Source organism: Pedobacter sp. KBW01 (genome assembly GCF_003852395.1).
Classification (GTDB): domain Bacteria; phylum Bacteroidota; class Bacteroidia; order Sphingobacteriales; family Sphingobacteriaceae; genus Pedobacter.
The window spans coordinates 1-17,484 of the sequence record NZ_QAJQ01000033.1; the positions used below are offsets into that span (position 1 = coordinate 1).

Genomic DNA, 17,484 nt, shown 5'->3' on the forward strand with positions numbered 1-17,484 from the left:
GTAACACCTGTACCAGGTGCTCCGGCAGTGCCAGAACCCGGCGTACCCGGTGTTCCGCTTGTGCCAGGCATACCCTGAATGCCTACTACACCCGCATCGCCCTTGTCGCCTTTATCTCCTTTCGGTCCGTTAATATTTGTCCAGGTATTCGTGGTTGGATTATACACCCAGGTGCCGCTATCGTTGGTTACAATGGTAACACCTGCTCCAGGTGCACCGGCAGTACCAGAACCCGGTGTACCCGGAGTTCCGCTTGTGCCAGGCATACCCTGAACGCCTACTACACCCGCATCGCCTTTATCTCCCTTTGGTCCATTAATATTGATCCAGGTATTTGTTGTTGGATTATACACCCAGGTGCCGCTATCGTTGGTTACAATGGTAACACCTGTACCTGGTGCTCCGGCAGTGCCAGAACCCGGTGTGCCCGGTGTTCCGCTTGTGCCAGGCATACCCTGAACGCCTACTGCGCCAGCATCTCCTTTATCCCCTTTTGGTCCTTTAATATTTGTCCAGGTATTTGTAGTTGGGTTATAAACCCAGGTACCACTATCGTTAGTTACAATGGTAACGCCTGCACCAGGTGCACCGGCAGTACCAGAACCCGGAGTACCCGGAGTTCCGCTTGTGCCAGACATACCCTGAATGCCTACTGTGCCAGCATCTCCTTTATCCCCTTTTGGTCCTTTAATATTTGTCCAGGTATTAGTAGTTGGGTTATATACCCAGGTACCACTGCGGTTAATTACAATGGTAACGCCTGCGCCCGGCCCACCGGGCTCACCTGGTTTGCCAGGCACCCCATCTTTATCGGGCTGGGTTTCGACCAGAATCGAGCCTGCATCTCCTTTCGATCCTTTAACCAAATTCCATTTCGTTCCATCGTTATAATAAATCCCCGGAACAACATCGTTACTGGTTGCAGTGTTATAAACCATCATACCAGCTACATGTGCCGATAGTGGAAATGCATCGGTAGTGGTTTTTAGTGCCACCCTGGTATGAAGTAAGCCTTTATTTGAACTTTCCAGTTCGAATATTGCGTCTTTATTGGGCAGTTTTTTATCTGTAATTGAACCGTCGGTAATTTTTTGCTGAGCCAGCGCACTGTAAAAGCTTAATGATAAACCTAAGCCGAGGAGTAAGCGTTTTTTCATTTATTATTTGTTATTGTTTGCGCACCATAGATTAATGACCTACGGCTTTAAAAAATTCTATCTTTTGTAGTTTCAGCATTACATAAAATAGCCGAACCGTGCGCTCGACAGTTAACTACTTATGGGATGTTGGGGAGGGGACGGTTTTTGAAAAATAAATCGCTTTATTTTCCTACTACAAAGAAATAGTTATGAAAAAAGATAAAGAAATTTATAAATACGCACATATACTTAAGGCAATTAACGTATTGATTATCAATAATACAACAACAACACACAACCTGTTTTGAGTAGGTGTTTACAGAAAAAAAAGATGAATAGCATTGTTTCCGGACCGTTTACAATTTGTTTTTCTAGCCGTAAACGTAAGACTACAAAGAGGAAAATATTTGAATTGACCATGTAAGAGATCTTGGAATTGAAAAACGAGGTGCGTTTTAATTGATCAAAAATGATGTCTGGTAACTATTTTTTCAATAGCTAAGCGAAAGTAATTGGGCTGGAATAATTGAAAAGATCTGGTGCTAAAATCCGGAGGTATGCACCAATAAGAGCAACCACCAGATGTGGTGGCTGCTCTATGGATAGGCTTAGGCTTAAGTTCTGTATTAATGAAGAAAAACCTTATTATGGTACACTATTTCAAATTTGCTTTTATCTGTTTTACCTTACTGTTAATTGTAAGGCTCAGATTTAAATGCCCGCCAGCGAAATCGTTGCCTGCATTTTCTTTTACCAAGATTGCAGGGGCAGTATTACCGCTATAGGGATATAAGATGGTAATAAATGTTTGTGGATTTGTACTCGTTTTTTGCTTTTCAAACACAAATGCAGGGCGGGCCCGCTCATTACGGTAAAATAAGACACTTTTCCTGCTTAAACTACGACGTTCCATCGGGTTGATGGATTAGCATACCTGATCAAAGAGACAGGATACTTTATCGTTTAATAAAAGATTTACGACATATCTATCCCAGAATATTACTATTTATGCAGGGACTTTGACATGAATGAACTTTGAACTAATGACTATATCCGCCTTAAAATTTTTAAAAGTCTTTTTACTTATCCTGCTATTCCTCGATATCAAAGCATTTGCCCAAAGCAAAGTTTTCAAGGGGAAAGTTGAAACCGGAAAATCCATAGCATTAGCCGATGCCTACATAAAGATATTCTCTCCAACAAACTCGACAAATCCTACAGTTACCAGGACGTCGGACAAAAACGGACTTTTTACCATAGATAATCTAGGTCCGGCCGACTATTTCCTAATTGAAATCTCCCATACCTCAACATTTACCTACAAGGGCAGGTTCTCTTTCAAAAATACAACAGACAGCCTATACGTATTCTTGCTTCAAGAAAAGATAAATATCCTGAATGGTGTTGATGTAGTGGGTCGGCGTCCACTTATCTCCAGAAAAAATGATAAACTGATCGTCAATGTAGAGGGCAATGACGCCCTGCAAGGGAAGAACTTTAACCAGATCTTACAGTATGCACCAGGGATCCAGGTTATGAACAATGAAATATTCATCAATGGTGTTTCCGGTGTAAGAATTTATCTCGACGGGCAACCATTGAAAATGACGGGCAATGCCTTGAAAAACTATCTGGCAAATATAAATGCCGGAGAGCTTAAAAACATTGAGATTCTTGGCACCCCCTCTTCTGAATTTTCGGCCGAAGGCTTGGGAGGAATTATCAATATAAAAAAAACAACAGTTGATGGCATAACAGGTTACCTTGGAGGTCAGCAATCATTTGGATTGGGCCGGTACCCCTCTACCAGTCCATATGCGAATATTAACCTAAAGAAAGACAAAATCCAGTTGAGTGCTAAATATAGCTACCAGGTAAGAAAAGAGTATTTCACAGATGAACAGTTCAGGACACTCATTTCAGGCACCTCCTTCTCTTCTGAAACGGAGCGGATAACAAGGGGGAACCAAACCAACCTTAATTTAGGGCTTGCATATGATGTAGATGCCAGGCAAAACATTAGTATTAATTACAATGGCAACTATGCAACTGAAAAAGAATCGAGTCTGAGCGAGGCGCTGATAAAAAATACAGGACCTACAAATACAGTAAGATCTGCTGGCCAGTTCAACAATATATCGAAGGTCGGATACCACAACTTCGGTATCAACTACCGTTTATATACCGACTCATTAAAGTCGAGGCTGAGTGTAAATGGCGATTTCACAACAAACAGCAAAAAAGAGTCCAGTGAAATCGAAAGCTCTTTCAGAGACGACCTCAACAACCTTTTATCTGATACACTCTACAATTTTATCTTTCCGAGCCATTCCAGAATTTACACCGGTGATATTAAGTACCTGAAAGTATTTAAAGGCGGGCATGAACTGAATTTTGGTGGCCGCATATCAAAATCATATATAAATACCGACAATTCTATTGAGCTTTTTACAGGCAATGGATTTTTCACAGATCCGAAATCCAGTTTCAATTATCTGTACGACGAAATGATCACGGCAGGATTTATTGAAGGAAGTGGAAAGTTTCTAAACCTAAATTACAGACTTGGCTTAAGAGGCGAGGCAACAGACATTCTCACTTCACTTCACTCGTTAGGAAACCAAATGGACAATCAACGAAAATACTTCAACATCTTTCCCTCCATTTATTTTGGCAGGGATTTAGACCAAAAAAAATACTATAATCTCTCACTCACTTACAACAGGAGAATTGCCAGGCCCTCTTACTCAACTTTGAATCCTTACATATTTTATGTAGACAACAATACCATCTCGACAGGAAATCCCAATTTAAGACCATCATTTGCGGACAATCTACAACTGACGTTTACATTAAAGAACAGATATAATTTAAGTCTACTATATTCTAATCTAAGTTGCCAGATTCAAAGGATTGTATCTGTAGATCAATCAGATATCCTCTACCAGACATGGGAAAATGTGGGCAATACAAGGCTTTACAATGTAAACCTCTCAGCGCCATTCGACATCACAAAATTCTGGACAACAAACAACTCCCTACTGTTACAATTTAAACAGGTAACCGGGGATCAGTATCAGATCCAAAAAGGTACATTCGTTTTCCAGAACAGCAATGATTTTGAAATCAATAAAACACTATCGCTGTCCCTGAGCACATACTATACTCCCCGCAGCATCTATGCTAATACCATCACAAAAGGTTATGGAGATATTTCAGCAGGAATTTCAAAAAAGACGCTAAAGAATAAGTTGGCGATCAATGTCAACCTTGAAGACATATTCTTTAGCAGCAACCCACACATCACCAGTTATTACAACAATCAGGCAATTACCAGGAATCCAAAATTTCAGACGAGAAAACTATATTTTTCTTTGAGATACAATTTTAGATCTGGAAAAGCCTTCAAAAAAAGCACTTATGAGAAAAGCAGTGCTGATGAAAGCGGGAGATTGTAGAAATATTCATCCTACAAACAGAAGCTATTGGATAGTGTACTAGTCAATCGAATAACCATATTTACAATTCAATGCTTACATAAAAAGAAAGATGATAGTTCGACGTAGGTCTGATACGGGTTTCCCTTTACAGTTGGTCTTATCCGAGAAATTCTGGATTATTGGAGAAAGCAACTCTGATACTACTTATTATTATAAAGGCTATTATGAGAAAGGAAGGCCTGTTTTCAGTATGGCCATAATTGAATCACTACATATAGCTTGGTTTGAAAATGCAAAAGAACTTTTCAATTTCCTTAACAAAAAATTTCCCTGCGAAATATGGCTAGTTGAGAATAACAACGTCACAAAAGTCCTTTGATTTCAGCAGGGGAAACGATTTCATAAGCCATATAATTCATATAATTTAACACCTTGGAGATTATTTCAGCATCAAAGCGTTACAAATACTTGAGCACTGGTATAAGAGATGATGTCAATAAAAAAGAATTTACCGCTTCGAAGACCCTTGTGGATAAAAGACATTAAAATGGAAGAAAAACTCAATATCACTCATGAGAACCTCATCAGTAACGAAGATTTTATAGAGTTTTTAGATAAAAGAATGCTTGGCAACATTGGAGAAGGCCCATGGAAATCGCTAACTATCTGCCATGGAGAAGAATGTTTTGAACATTATGGAGTTACTACATACCAACAGATCAGAAGGAAATTTGAGTCTGTAAAAAACCTTGCGGGTGTATATGCTTATTTTATTAAAAATCAAAAAACGGAATGTATATATATTGGGGTGAGCAAAAATTTAAGCGAAAGAATATATCAGCATTTATTAGAGTCCTGTAATGCCTGGGGGCACCCCAGATATAAAGAAGCTTTTAAAAACTACCGTGGCGAGGTTGATTTCTATTATTTACCACTTGGTGACCAATCCAAAGATTGCGACTATCTCAGAAGTATAGTTGAAAAAATTTTGCAGGTGAAATATAAGCCTATATTGCATTCAATAAAATTATAGTAAGGATCAAATAAATAGGTGTTCAGCGTAGTCTTAAAAGCTAAGGAAAATAAGTTCTAATAAAACATGGTATTGGTGAAGAAGTAAAACCTGCACTTAAACTTCCCATTTAAGTGAAATGCCCAAGGCTTACAGCATAATTAGGTCTTTTTCAGCTGAACGATATTTCGCCTGATGGCTTCTAGCGCCATCCCAACACGGCTTTGGACCTGGAGCTTTTCAAATAGTTTTTCGCGATAACCATCAATGGTACGCTCACTGAGGAACATTTTAGCAGCAATTTCCTTATAAGTCATATCACTGCAGGCCAGTTCTAAAAAAACAATCTCCCTTTCGCTAAATACCTCTTTTTTCTCTTCCTTATAACTGATCAAGGCCTTTAGTTTGTGATGACTGATGTCACCGCTAAATTCACCGCTCTTATTTATTGCAGCTAAAGCAGTTTCAAAAACATTTGGATGGGTGTCTTTCAGCAGATAGGAACAGCACCCGGCACGGAGCATTTCAATTATTGCCTGGTCAGTATTGTTCATCGAGAGTGCCACAAGCTTCGTTACAGGATGATTTTCCCTCATCCACTTCGCTGTCGCAATACCGTCCATTACCGGCATATTTACATCGATGAGCATCATGTCGGGCGAATTATCAAGACCCTTCATTTTTCGCTGCAAGTCCTCTCCATTTGTGGCCTTAACGCAGATATTGTAGTCCTTGAAACTCTCCAGCATAAACGCCAGCGATTCCAAAAAAATCAAATGGTCGTCGACCAATCCTATATTAACTTTCATGTGGAATGTCATTTAGTGGTAATTCTATATTAACCTGGGTTCCTTGTCCGGTATTAATCCATTCTATTTTTCCTTTAAGCAAAAGGCTCCTTTGCCGCATGTTACTCATTCCCAATCCTGCTTCTTCCAGTTCAGTGAAACCCGGGCCATCATCACTGATTTTGATGTTAAGAGCATCTTGGTCATCAGCGGTGAGGATATGGATGAACAAGTATTTTGGTTTAGCATGGCGGATGGCATTTTGTATGGCTTCCTGTATGATCCTGAAGAGTATGATCTGCCGATCAGGGGCCATTAATATTCTGGAAGGGTGAATAAAAGTGATTTCAAATGCTCCGCTTGATCCAAGCCGCTGGCATTCGGCCTTTAGGTTTGTCAAAAGATCAAAGCGTTCAAGCCATTCCCTGTCCAAAGATCTGGCAAGTGACCGAAGTTCGGATATAGCATCTGTAATTGTTTCATTCGCGGCATTTAATAATGGGATGGTTTGGGGGAATGCCCTTTCTGCCAAACCAATATGCATTTTTGCACTGCTCAACAACTGCCCGATATTATCATGCAGTTCCTTTGACATTGCGGCAAAAGTAATTTCCTGGACTTCTATCCTTGACTGTAGCAGCTGACCGGAAAACTCCTCTTCCATAGCCCGTTTTTCAAGCAAAAACCTTGACTGTTTATCCTTATAATTGATGATTGCGAAAATAATACCTCCAGAAAGCACCAGAATAATCATTGATATTATGATAATGGCTGAATAGATTTCTTCCATCTGTATTGAGATAAACCGATAAGCAAAAGGATATACAATCCGTAATTGCCTATGGAATTGATTATTGAAAAATTAACCCTGGTACTTATTTTCATCGATTTTACTGCCATCATCGAGTTGTATATTGCATTAAATGGAAGCGTACCGATAAAATACACAAAGAAGGCCAGTGCAATCCAGAAGGAGGACCGTCGAAAAATGCTCCGTTCGTCAGTGGGCTCAATGGACCACATAGTTGTCAGGCACCAGGTAATTACCAGTAGGCCTTCAATACTGTTGCTGATGCTCGGCAACTTTAAAACATCCTGTAGGTTTAGGGTGATCAATACCGAAATGGTCGCAAAAACCGGTATCGATATCTGCATTGCCTTTTTAACCGGATGATAAGGTATACAGTCATAAAGGATCAGGGTTATAAAAGTGTATTCGCAGATATTGAAAATATGGTAAAAAATATAGTAGTTCGTTTTTTTATAAATGCATATTTCTACCATTATCTCCGTTATAATGGAGATAAGCAGCAACAGGGCCAGCAGCCTGACCCTGTAAAACTTTATATAAAACAGACTTCTAATAAAGCACGCCAGCATCAGCAGGTAATAAATGTACTGTAAGCGGAACATGCCTAGAACTTCTCTATCTGAAAATCATGAAGGTCGGAAATAAACGCCGAAAAGCTTCTGTTCTGGAACGACCATTCAGGTTTGGAGATAAACGCATTGAGCGATTTAACAGGATCACCGTGAAAAGTTGATCCTTCATTTCCTTTTTCCTCAACAGGTGGGGGCAAATTTTCGGTCTGCATGGTCAAGGTCTGATCTTCGGCGGTGGAATCGGTTTCCATCTGTTGGGCGATACTTTCCAGTATTTCTCGCTTGATGGTACTCCCGTCGGCTTTTACCCCTTGCAGGGAGAGGCTGGCCTTACCCGAACTCTCATCAGGGATTGCCATATAAAACCGGATGTATTCGCAATCTTCCTGAGAAAGAATTCTAAAGATTGAGGCTTTACTGAATTCTACCCAAAGTACATCCTTAAAAGGATTTTTGGGGTCCGGGTTTTGCATCTGGTCTTTGAAGCGCCTGATCATGTTAAGGAAAGCTTCAGGTGTCACAGGCATTCCGTAATGTTTACCTGTACTTACATCGGAAAATGGCTGTTCGCGGGTGATCTCAACTTCGTTTTGAGCACTGTCATAGCCGTGAACCTTCATGGTTTTGTTTTTCTTTGCCATAATAATTTGATTTAGATGATTTATTGTCAGAGCGTATTTATTAATGGTTCTCGCGTAAGTAATTTTAGGTCAATTGCTTGTGAGTTAAATTAACAAATTTAAACGAAGATCTGACAATTTATTTTGCTGGATTTTTATTTATCTTTTGCTTCATTTCTTGATAGCCCAACTTTAAAGCCCAATAAAGAAATGATGTTATTGACGCCTGATATATCTTTACCTACAGAACCCGTTAAAACTATATTCTCGCTTATGGCGTAGTTGACCGCGAAGGCCAGTCGTTCATAGTGCTTGCCCCCGGTTTCCCTTCTATTCACATACTCGGCAGAAAGATCCCATTTGGCTTTCGTAAACTTTAGGCCTGCACCAAAATCCAAAGCTGAGCTGTCCTGGCTGGAGGTATTGTTTTTCCATGAATATCTTGCCAGCCCGACAAGGCCAACCGGGAATTTTGCAGGCTGCCATTTGATATTTAACCAGGTGCCGGATTTGTTAAAGTCCAAATCCTTAAGGTAACCTTCTGTTGATTTGCCAAGCACTGCGGCTGCAAACTCTACAACAAGGAGTCCCTGCTGGGAAGCTTCATCCAGCGCCTCGTTTGCTTTATTGATGGAATCCAGATTTATTGTTGTTCCCTGACTCAATAGCGACACAAGATCCGCTGCTTTCTTTTGAAGATTTTCGCGGCTACGCTCACTATAAAGCCGCAGCAGCTGAACACGTAAACCAGGGGCAAATCCAAAAGTATTTTTTTCCTTATATGTGGCTACTGAAAAAGTCAGTGTCTGCAAAAAAGGAAATTTTTCGGTGATGAAATCTTTATAGGTATAATTGGGTTTATTACTGAGCCAGTATGGTGAAACCTCGACCGCCCCACCTTCAGCAAGGGTCATTAAGCTTGCGCTGAATGCCCTTGGTGTGGAAGGTTTGCTTACCATTGAGGGGGCTTTATCTCCCAAGATTAATCCGGGCGCATCGGGAATGATGAGGTCATTCATTTTGACCTGCGCATTCGCGTAAAACGCCAGGCAGGTAAATGTAAACAGGAGTATCTTTTTCATGTGATTTCTATTTAAACCTATAAGTTGCGGTAATCGAGCAGATGTCCCCGCTATTTGATACGGTATCTGTGGTGACGATTTGACCGGGCGAACCTCCAGAAAAATAATCGGTGACGATAATGTTATTGGTTCCAGGGTTGATGTCCAGCACATTGGTGATAATCTCCAAAGTTCTTCCACGGAGACTGTCAACCTCACCAAGGGCCAGGTTATTAACATCTCCTTTGTGGAAGATTTGGTCTGAATCGGTAAATTTCACTTGGTTTCCACCGATTTGTGCATTGCCTATTGCTATTGACAAACTGATCTGACCCATTTCTGCCAGTTGAATTTCGACTAGCGGATTCGTTTTTTTCTGAACTTTCATCTTGTTTTAGTTTAGTGTTTGATTTTAGATTGATTTATTTTTTTCTTTGAGCAATTATATCAGTTTTGCTCCCTGAGATCTATTTTGTGACAGGGCGGTTTTCTGTGACTTTTAACACTGCATATGCACCGGAACTAATACCAAGAAGCATAAGTGTTTTGGCGGGAAAAAGAAATAGCTTTTCATCGCTGATAACTACCGATATAAAATAGCAGCCGTAAATGATGTTGAAAATAAAGGTCTGCAGTCTTGTAGTACTGATCCCGTCTTTATCTGAAAGGATATCTAAAAAGAAATTTTCGGTTTCCGAAGTGTCCTGGATGCGTGCAATCTTTGGATCCTGACTCTGTAAAGAGTCGATGGTGGCTGCTGTTGCTGTAGTGCCAGCAGCGATTCCAAGCAGGGCTAAAACACCTTCGTTGAGCTCAGGGACTTTGCCCAGAACGATACCTAAATAACATATAGAAAGCAGGACAAGCACCGTCCAGAAAAACAGCGTAGTCTTTGCAAGGCTGTAGGAACGCTGGTCGCTTGTCAAGACACTCATGTCTTTTAAGGCGGCTAGAAGCCGGCTATTAAGCGATAAAAAAAGGATGACGATTAATGCAAGCGCCACCGAAAAGGCAATTGAGCAAGAGTTCATTTTGATTGAATTAAGTTGTTTAAATTTTTAGTTGCCAGATTTTATTGGATTTCCCTATTTAAGGGCCTAAGGCCCTAGGCAGAACATTATTTTTCATGACAATGATTTTTGCTTAATGTATGGATCAAATGTATCGGCTTATCGGCAGGCAGACTATGGGGAATTTCCCGTATTTATAATGTAAGTTTCCCCGTTTTTCTAGAACTATCTTATTGACCACTAAGAAGCAAGAAGATTTCTAGCAGGCTGAATAAAAGATTTCTGATTGTAAAAAACCGTACCCGGTATTTTTTTCCTGATGAAATCGCATTGGTTCGGGGGGCATACAAAATTTAACTACATGAATGCTAGATGGAGTCCCGTTTAGGTCAAGTATCCAATAATACTATATCACTGGAGGAACTAAATGGATAACTTGATGATGCAATTGAAAAACTCGCAGAAATTCACACAGCTTACTGTAAATCAAAAAGTTATGCAAAAAAAAATAAAAATTATTGGTTCGATGTTCCCTGAGAAATTCACATTTGAAGAATTGCAACATCGAACCGCAAAGAGGAGCGCGATGCATCAAATGATCTACCTGATTAACAATGAGATAGAAGGTAAAAAAAGAAGGGCAAGCGACCGTAAAACGTGCTTGCCCACTCTGGCTCCCTCTGCTGGGCTCGAACCAGCGACCCTCTGATTAACAGTCAGATGCTCTAACCAGCTGAGCTAAGAAGGAATCTGGCTATCCAAAAAACAACTTTCTTTAAGCTTTGCAGCAAATATCTGCTTGTTTGTTTTGGGAGTGCAATATTAGCGCTTTAATATGATTTATGCAACAAATATTTCAAATATTATTAAACAAAATGGCCTTTCTTAAATAACGAAAGGCCATTTTAGTTATTTTAAACTGATTACCAAACAGTTAATTAAAATTACTTTACAATCCATGGAGCTAAATTAATATCATCAACGCCATTATATTGGCGGCTCAAAGCCTGGTTTAAGTTTTCGCCATTGGTGGTACGCTCAATGTTGGGGTATTGAAAACGTTTCGGTATCCGCTGGCTATTACCAATACCTGGCCCCACCTGAAATTCGGGCACTCCTGTTCGGCGGTATTGATAGTAAGCTTCGAAACCAGAATTACGGAAATAAGCAAGGTATTTCTGCGTAAGGATTTGCGTTAAACCTTTAACCGTATTGCCATCATATTTAACAGCTGTTTGAGCATAATAATCAGTTTCAAAAGTGAAGTTAACAGCATAGGTTTCAAATTCACCCAGTTTACCATCTTTTTTCAAAAAGGTTACCGTATTGCTGCCATCGTGTACACCATAAAAAGCAATAGATGCCTGGATTCCTTTTTTATACCAGCTTTCCGCATCGCCGGTAGCCCAGCCGCGGTTTATGCCTTCGGCTTTGATAAAACATAACTCAGGATACGAAATAATGAAAGTATTTTCGGCGGTATAACCACTGTAATAACGGTAACGGCCAATTAATGAATACAAACCTTTCTGCACCTTATCCAGCATCACCCCCTGGTCTTCGCCGGTACTGGCGCCAACAAAATTGCGGTAATCGGTAAGCGCATAACCATTGGCTTCGGCAATACCCCTGGCAGGCTCTGCCACCATGTAAGCCCGCGGGTCTTTCAATTGCGAAAGCGTATTTAAATAAGTACCTGCCATGTTATAACGTAGGGCATCGTTACCAAAGTTATCTTTGTTGTTCGGGTACTTGTTAAAACTCTCGTTGTATACAAATTGCAGGTTATCGGCCATGCTCTCCATTACCGGATATTTGACAGCATTACCCAGAATTGTGGCAAACTGTTGTTTTACCTGCAAATCAGCATCATCAGCCCGGCTGCTCAACTGAATCAACGTTCTTAACCTAAAGGTATTTACCACTTTCTGCCAGGCCAGCAAATCGTTTTTGAGATAAATATCGCCTTTTAGCTCTTTGTTTCCGGCAGCAATCAATGCAGTTAAATCGGTATTGGCCTGATCTAACCAACTGATCGATTGTTTAAAGATATCCTTTTGTGTATCGTATTTCGGGGTAAGGTTAGCGAAACCTTTTAAAGCATCGGTCATTGGTAAATCGCCTACCTTTAAGCTCATCTTAATAAAGAAATAAGCTTTAAAGAATTTGGCCAGCGCCAGGTAAGGTTTGGCTACCTCGCCACCTAATCGATTGGCTTCTTCTTCCATTTTAACTACGTTTTTTAAAGTAGTATAATCCAACGATGCACCTGTCCAGTCGTAATTGTTGGTGGCATAATAGAAATAATTTGCCGCGGTATATTGGTTCCAGCGCTCGGAGCCCGAAAACGGGGCTTCGTACATATTGTACAAAATGCCGTTAATTAATAAGTTTGGCGGAACATGCTCGGCCTGATTGGGGTTATTAAAATTTTCTTCGAATGTTTTTTTACATCCTGTGGCTGCTGCCATTGCGATGAAAAGAAACAGTATGCGATATATTGATTTCATGATCTTATATTTTTTAATGACTAGAAAGTAACATTCAGGTTAAAACCAACACTACGTGTAGTTGGTGTTTGCAGTGTAGAAGTGCCTTCTCTGCCCGAATACTGATCTACATCCACATCATTATAGGTAGAATTAATAAAATAAAGCAGGTTACGCCCTACTACCGATATATTGGCCGAGCGGATAAAAGTATTGGCCAATAACTTTTTAGGCAGCTGATAACCGAAGGTTACCTCACGCAATTTGGCATAAGTACGGCTCATCATGGTATTTTCCTTAGCGCCATAAAAAACACCCAGGTAATCCTGCAGCAATTGAGGGGTAGCATTCGGTGCAAAAGTAAGCTGATTGTAATTGGTAATTACACCTGTAACCGGATCGAAATTAATTTTGGCTCCGTTGGCTACAACCACACCATCACCTACCCAGGTACCTTTATAATTCGGATCGTTTACCCGTACATAATCCTGATATCTGGCTTCGCCCATTTTACCCTGAATGGTTTCGATCTGGCGACCACCCTGAAAAGATTTCAACCGCACATAATCCTGCATTACGCCTCCTACTTTTCCATCTAACTGAAAGCTGAAAGAGAAATTCTGATACCTGAATTTATTGCTGATGCTCCACACCCAGTTTGGATCGGCATGGCCCAGCAACTGGTTAACCGGTAAAGAAATAGGGGTACCACTCGACGTGTGGATTACCTGCCCGCTTGGAGATTTAGCCAGCACCGAACCATAAATATTATCGATACGGTCGCCTGCTTTGAAGAACTGATCAACCGAAGTTTCGCCAGGGGCAAGTTCTTTATAAATCTGTTTATAGGTAGACCAGTTTACCAACACATCCCATCCAAATTTATCGGTAAGCACCGGTGAGCCAGATAAACTTAACTCCACCCCACTGTTTTGTGTTTTACGGCCATTAATGGTATTGGTTTGGTAACCTGTAGCAGGCGAAATGTTTTGCCTGATGATTTTTGGCCCGTCGATATAACGGAAATAAGTGGCTTCAAAACCTAACCTATTCTTTAAAAACTTAAGGTCGATACCACCTTCGTAATTGGTACGGCTTTGCGCTTTTACTGCATTTAAATCGATCAGGTTATCGGTATAAAAAGCACCGGTTTGGTTGTTAAAAGTTGGTCTAACGCTATATGGAGAAGACATGCCATAACCCGGACCGCCATATGACGAGGTGTATTCGGCACCATAACCCAAAGGATATGTTTGCAATGGTGTTGCACCAATATATTCTAAAGTACCTAAACCCGGATCTTTAACGTTAGCATACGATGCCCTTACTTTTGCAAAAGAAATAAAAGCAGGCATTTTCACATAATCAGATACCACCGAACTTAAAGAAACTGAAGGGTAGAATGCCGAATTATTGCCCATTGGCAAAGCAGAGTTTTTATCGATACGGCCCGTGGTGTTAATATTCAGGTACTTTTTAAAGCTGATATCCACTGAATAAAAAGCACTTAATACGAGCATTTTCGAATTAAAGTTAAATGCCTTTACCGGGTTTTTAGAGTTAGAGAAATTGTAAACGTTAGGTACGTTCAGATAATCGGTTGTAGTAAAGCTAGAGTTGTAACTGAAGTTACGCGCATTACTACCACCAAAGGCACTGATTTCGAACAGATCCCCAACGTTTTTATTGTATTTTAAAAGTAGCTGGGTATTATTCTCGAACATGCTTCTACGGTCTTCGCGGTAATCGCCCAAACCTTCTTCGCGACCATAAGGGTGTGCCGAAAATGGCATTTTCTCTGTTCTCAGCTGGTCGTAAGTAGAAATCTGTGTTTTTAACATCACATCCAAACCTTTAACCAGGTTATAGTTTAATGATGCATAACCGTTAATATCGTTCTTTTTATGGCCACGCAACCACTCGTACGACATGAAATAAGGGTTATGGTAACGCTGGTACTCGGCATAAATAGATTGGATACCTTCTTTACCGGTTTGCCAGTAATTTTTCATATCATCGATATTCCAGTCGGCACCACCCCAAAGTGTCATATTATAAATTACACTGTTCGGGCCGTAGTTTACATCTGGAATATTATCAGAAAACTGGCGACTGTAATTGATAAAAGCTTCGGCCTTTAGTTTAGGGCTGATGTTATAGGTACCGCTCACATTAAAGTTATTAATGTTGAGCTGGGTATTCGGGATAATGCCTTTTTGGTAGTTATTGGAAACCGATACCCTTAAATTGTATTTATCGGTAGCCGAAGATAGCGCAATGTTATTGGCCGAAAGCAGTCCGGTTTGGATAAAACGCTTTAAGTTGTCTTTTCCGCGGGCCACCCATGGCGTACCCTGGCGCACACCGTTTACAATTGGGCTATCGTACTGCGGAATAAGCTGACCTTCAAATTTTGGTCCCCAGATATCGTAATCGCCATCGTTTAAGCCACCGCCTTTTCCATCGCCAAAAGCATAGGCACTATGCTCGCCCGGGCCGTACTCATCCTGGCTTTTAGGTAAAGCGATAAAACCCTTGTTGAACTGTGTGCTCGAATTTAATTCTACCACAAAGCCTTTATCGTTCAGTTTTCCTTTTTTAGTGGTAATTAATAAAGCACCATTATAGGCCTGATAACCATAAAGCGCCGCAGCTGCAGGGCCTTTTAGTATGGTATAGGTATCAATATCATCGGGGTTGATATTCCAGGTATCCGAATTAATTGGCACCCCATCTACCACCACCAGGTTTACGTTGTTACCTCGCAGGTATAGCGACGAACGTCCCAAAAGTTCGGAAGATACACCAACAGTTAAACCGGCAACCTTACCCACCAAACCGTTTACCGGATTGGCTTCCCTGGCCTTTACCAAATCGGCGCCTTTTACTTCCTGAATGGCGTAACCCAGGTTACGTTTTTCTTTACGGATACCAAGAGCGGTAACCACCACTTCATTTAAGTTTTTCGAGTCTGTTTTTAAGGCTACGGTAAGATTGGTTCCGCTAACCTCAACTTCTTGCTGAAGAAAGCCAACAGCGCTAAACACTAAAGTTTCGCCGCTTTTGGCATCAATGGTAAAGCGACCTGAAAGATCGGTAGAAGTGGCTTTTTTGCTGCCCTTTACCAGCACACTTACACCGGGAATAGGTTGTTGTGCATCGTCTTTAACCAGACCTGCTATTTTTGTTTGCGCCCATGTAAAATAAGGCGTGATGCATAGCAGCAGCAAAGCTACCATGCACATCTTCATCTTGTAGAGATGTTTCATCTATAAAATTTTTAAGGTTTACAGATGCAATATTAAGACGTGCATGTTAGCCTAATACCAACTTTTAGTTAACAAAATACCACTATTTTGTTTAGTATTTGTTAACTAAATATATTCTTAATGCTTTCGGCTGCATAACCCGCGCTCGCGGTCATACCTTTGCCACCAATAGCAGTGCGGATATGGATACAATCATCCAAATCGTAGGTTACAATATGTTTAGTTGCGTGTTGCGGATAAAAGCCAGCCCAGGTAGTTTGCAGCTTACGCACATCAAAATCAACAATGCGCGCTGCTTCTTCGAGCATTAATTCGTTAATGTGATGACTGAGATCAAAACCCAGGTCATCAAAATGGTTTACATCTGCATAAACGTGCGAATCGCCGATAATAATGCTGCTATCTGCCGCCTGTTTAAACAAGATATGGATACCCCATTTTTTAAGTTCTTCGTAATGTTCTGGTGTTTTAATAGATTGGAAAGAAGGGCAGTAATGCTCAAAACTTTCATACCTGCGGGTAGTTAAGCCCGTTAAAATATTTCCCGACAGCTGTACATCAGCCATAGGCACCGTGCGCATCATCTGCAGTTTACTTACCACAATACCACTTTCGCTAAACAACTCAGGATAAAGCAGCTTAAACTCGTAACCATTACAGATTACGGCTTTGTCGCCTGTAAAAAGTACGCTGTTGTTTTTTAAGCCCACCTCTACCCCGCTGCCCTTGCGTTGGCACGCAGTTACAGGGCTGTTGTACTGTAGCTGATAATTCTTAAACTTAGTTTGCATGTACTGCTGCAAGCGGTAAATCATCAGTTCGGGTTCCACGCTAATTTCCTGGGGGAAAAATATGGCTTCTTTTGCATATGAAGATTTAATGGCCGGATATTTATTTAAGATGGCAGCCTGCCCAAGCAACTCTGTTTCGTAACCTAAAGTGTCGTAATGTGCTTTTAATTCGTGTATTAAGGTTTGCTCATCAGCATCGGATGCAATATAAACACTGCCGTTATTACGAACTGAAATATCAAATTCCTGCTGGATAGATTTGTAGATTTCCAATCCGGCCACACCATACTCAAACCACTCGGCCTCCATACCTGATGGTACCACCTGACCAAAGTTGCGCACGGTAGCACCTACCGGATAATTATCTTTTTCTAACTGCAATACTGTTTTACCCATAAGCAGTGCATGGTAAGCATGGAAAGTACCCAATATGCCACCACCAACTACAATAAGATCGAAATGTTTATCTGTCATTGAATTAT

The 17,484-nt window shown here is 40.7% G+C and carries 13 protein-coding genes, 1 tRNA gene and 1 pseudogene; 4 read left to right on the plus strand and 11 right to left on the minus strand.

Translation table 11 applies throughout. From position 1 onward, the window contains the following. Window positions 1-1,157, minus strand: a pseudogene (locus DBR40_RS23625) (hypothetical protein); the annotation flags it as partial. Window positions 1,158-2,167: 1,010 nt separating this feature from the next. Here DBR40_RS23625 and DBR40_RS23630 point away from each other — a divergent pair. Beyond that, complete coding sequence (locus DBR40_RS23630; RefSeq protein ID WP_124562202.1) at window positions 2,168-4,597, plus strand: outer membrane beta-barrel protein; 2,430 nt, start codon at window positions 2,168-2,170, stop codon at window positions 4,595-4,597. A gap of 529 nt (window positions 4,598-5,126) precedes the next feature. Next, window positions 5,127-5,612 carry a GIY-YIG nuclease family protein gene (locus DBR40_RS23635; protein ID WP_158674121.1) on the plus strand — a complete coding sequence of 162 codons (486 nt, stop codon included), beginning with the start codon at window positions 5,127-5,129 and terminating at the stop codon, window positions 5,610-5,612. A gap of 140 nt (window positions 5,613-5,752) precedes the next feature. On the opposite strand, the gene DBR40_RS23640 is transcribed toward DBR40_RS23635, so the two are convergent. After that, window positions 5,753-6,400, minus strand: coding sequence for a response regulator transcription factor (locus DBR40_RS23640; protein WP_199748420.1), 648 nt, complete (start codon window positions 6,398-6,400; stop codon window positions 5,753-5,755). Continuing rightward, window positions 6,390-7,169, minus strand: a complete 780-nt coding sequence (locus tag DBR40_RS23645) for a sensor histidine kinase (protein WP_124562205.1) — start codon at window positions 7,167-7,169, stop codon at window positions 6,390-6,392. The genes DBR40_RS23640 and DBR40_RS23645 overlap by 11 nt, the downstream gene beginning before the upstream one ends. Before the next feature lie 51 nt (window positions 7,170-7,220). Between DBR40_RS23645 and DBR40_RS23650 the strand changes: the two genes are divergently transcribed. Next, on the plus strand, window positions 7,221-7,553 hold the full coding sequence (locus DBR40_RS23650) for a hypothetical protein (RefSeq protein ID WP_124562206.1): 333 nt from the start codon (window positions 7,221-7,223) through the stop codon (window positions 7,551-7,553). A 241-nt stretch (window positions 7,554-7,794) separates the two neighbouring features. Here DBR40_RS23650 and DBR40_RS23655 read toward each other — a convergent pair whose 3' ends face one another. From DBR40_RS23655 to DBR40_RS23670, 4 genes are all read right to left on the minus strand, one after another. After that, a complete protein-coding gene (locus tag DBR40_RS23655) occupies window positions 7,795-8,403 on the minus strand; it encodes a hypothetical protein (RefSeq protein ID WP_124562207.1) in 609 nt (202 codons plus the stop codon). Between the two features lie 134 nt (window positions 8,404-8,537). Continuing rightward, complete coding sequence (locus DBR40_RS23660) at window positions 8,538-9,464, minus strand: hypothetical protein (RefSeq protein ID WP_124562208.1); 927 nt, start codon at window positions 9,462-9,464, stop codon at window positions 8,538-8,540. A 7-nt stretch (window positions 9,465-9,471) separates the two neighbouring features. Then, entirely contained in the window at window positions 9,472-9,831 is a 360-nt protein-coding gene (locus DBR40_RS23665) for a hypothetical protein (RefSeq protein WP_124562209.1), read from the minus strand. A gap of 79 nt (window positions 9,832-9,910) precedes the next feature. Next, window positions 9,911-10,474, minus strand: a complete 564-nt coding sequence (locus DBR40_RS23670) for a hypothetical protein (protein WP_124562210.1) — start codon at window positions 10,472-10,474, stop codon at window positions 9,911-9,913. Window positions 10,475-10,892: 418 nt separating this feature from the next. On the opposite strand from DBR40_RS23670, the gene DBR40_RS23675 reads away from it, so the two are divergent. Beyond that, complete coding sequence (locus DBR40_RS23675; protein WP_124562211.1) at window positions 10,893-11,162, plus strand: hypothetical protein; 270 nt, start codon at window positions 10,893-10,895, stop codon at window positions 11,160-11,162. Here DBR40_RS23675 and DBR40_RS23680 read toward each other — a convergent pair. The 4 genes from DBR40_RS23680 to DBR40_RS23695 all read right to left on the minus strand — a co-directional run bounded on the left by DBR40_RS23680 (window position 11,125) and on the right by DBR40_RS23695 (window position 17,476). After that, window positions 11,125-11,201 (minus strand) — tRNA-Asn (locus tag DBR40_RS23680). The two genes, DBR40_RS23675 and DBR40_RS23680, sit on opposite strands and share 38 nt — an antisense overlap. A 196-nt stretch (window positions 11,202-11,397) precedes the next feature. Then, window positions 11,398-12,963 carry a SusD/RagB family nutrient-binding outer membrane lipoprotein gene (locus DBR40_RS23685; protein ID WP_124562212.1) on the minus strand — a complete coding sequence of 522 codons (1,566 nt, stop codon included), beginning with the start codon at window positions 12,961-12,963 and terminating at the stop codon, window positions 11,398-11,400. Window positions 12,964-12,983: 20 nt separating this feature from the next. Continuing rightward, window positions 12,984-16,211, minus strand: coding sequence for a SusC/RagA family TonB-linked outer membrane protein (locus DBR40_RS23690; RefSeq protein WP_124562213.1), 3,228 nt, complete (start codon window positions 16,209-16,211; stop codon window positions 12,984-12,986). Window positions 16,212-16,312: 101 nt separating this feature from the next. Further along, complete coding sequence (locus tag DBR40_RS23695; protein WP_124562214.1) at window positions 16,313-17,476, minus strand: TIGR03364 family FAD-dependent oxidoreductase; 1,164 nt, start codon at window positions 17,474-17,476, stop codon at window positions 16,313-16,315. Between the last annotated feature and the right edge of the window lie 8 nt (window positions 17,477-17,484).

What these genes read in the sequence shown, in the direction of transcription:
- DBR40_RS23630 (WP_124562202.1), top strand. Translation starts at nt 2,168, where the DNA reads ATGAACTTTGAACTAATGACTATATCCGCCTTAAAATTTTTAAAAGTC.
- DBR40_RS23660 (WP_124562208.1), bottom strand. Translation starts at nt 9,464, where the DNA reads ATGAAAAAGATACTCCTGTTTACATTTACCTGCCTGGCGTTTTACGCG.
- DBR40_RS23675 (WP_124562211.1), top strand. Translation starts at nt 10,893, where the DNA reads ATGATGCAATTGAAAAACTCGCAGAAATTCACACAGCTTACTGTAAAT.
- DBR40_RS23650 (WP_124562206.1), top strand. Translation starts at nt 7,221, where the DNA reads ATGGAATTGATTATTGAAAAATTAACCCTGGTACTTATTTTCATCGAT.
- DBR40_RS23635 (WP_158674121.1), top strand. Translation starts at nt 5,127, where the DNA reads ATGGAAGAAAAACTCAATATCACTCATGAGAACCTCATCAGTAACGAA.
- DBR40_RS23640 (WP_199748420.1), bottom strand. Translation starts at nt 6,400, where the DNA reads ATGAAAGTTAATATAGGATTGGTCGACGACCATTTGATTTTTTTGGAA.
- DBR40_RS23695 (WP_124562214.1), bottom strand. Translation starts at nt 17,476, where the DNA reads ATGACAGATAAACATTTCGATCTTATTGTAGTTGGTGGTGGCATATTG.
- DBR40_RS23655 (WP_124562207.1), bottom strand. Translation starts at nt 8,403, where the DNA reads ATGGCAAAGAAAAACAAAACCATGAAGGTTCACGGCTATGACAGTGCT.
- DBR40_RS23690 (WP_124562213.1), bottom strand. Translation starts at nt 16,211, where the DNA reads ATGAAACATCTCTACAAGATGAAGATGTGCATGGTAGCTTTGCTGCTG.
- DBR40_RS23685 (WP_124562212.1), bottom strand. Translation starts at nt 12,963, where the DNA reads ATGAAATCAATATATCGCATACTGTTTCTTTTCATCGCAATGGCAGCA.
- DBR40_RS23670 (WP_124562210.1), bottom strand. Translation starts at nt 10,474, where the DNA reads ATGAACTCTTGCTCAATTGCCTTTTCGGTGGCGCTTGCATTAATCGTC.
- DBR40_RS23665 (WP_124562209.1), bottom strand. Translation starts at nt 9,831, where the DNA reads ATGAAAGTTCAGAAAAAAACGAATCCGCTAGTCGAAATTCAACTGGCA.
- DBR40_RS23645 (WP_124562205.1), bottom strand. Translation starts at nt 7,169, where the DNA reads ATGGAAGAAATCTATTCAGCCATTATCATAATATCAATGATTATTCTG.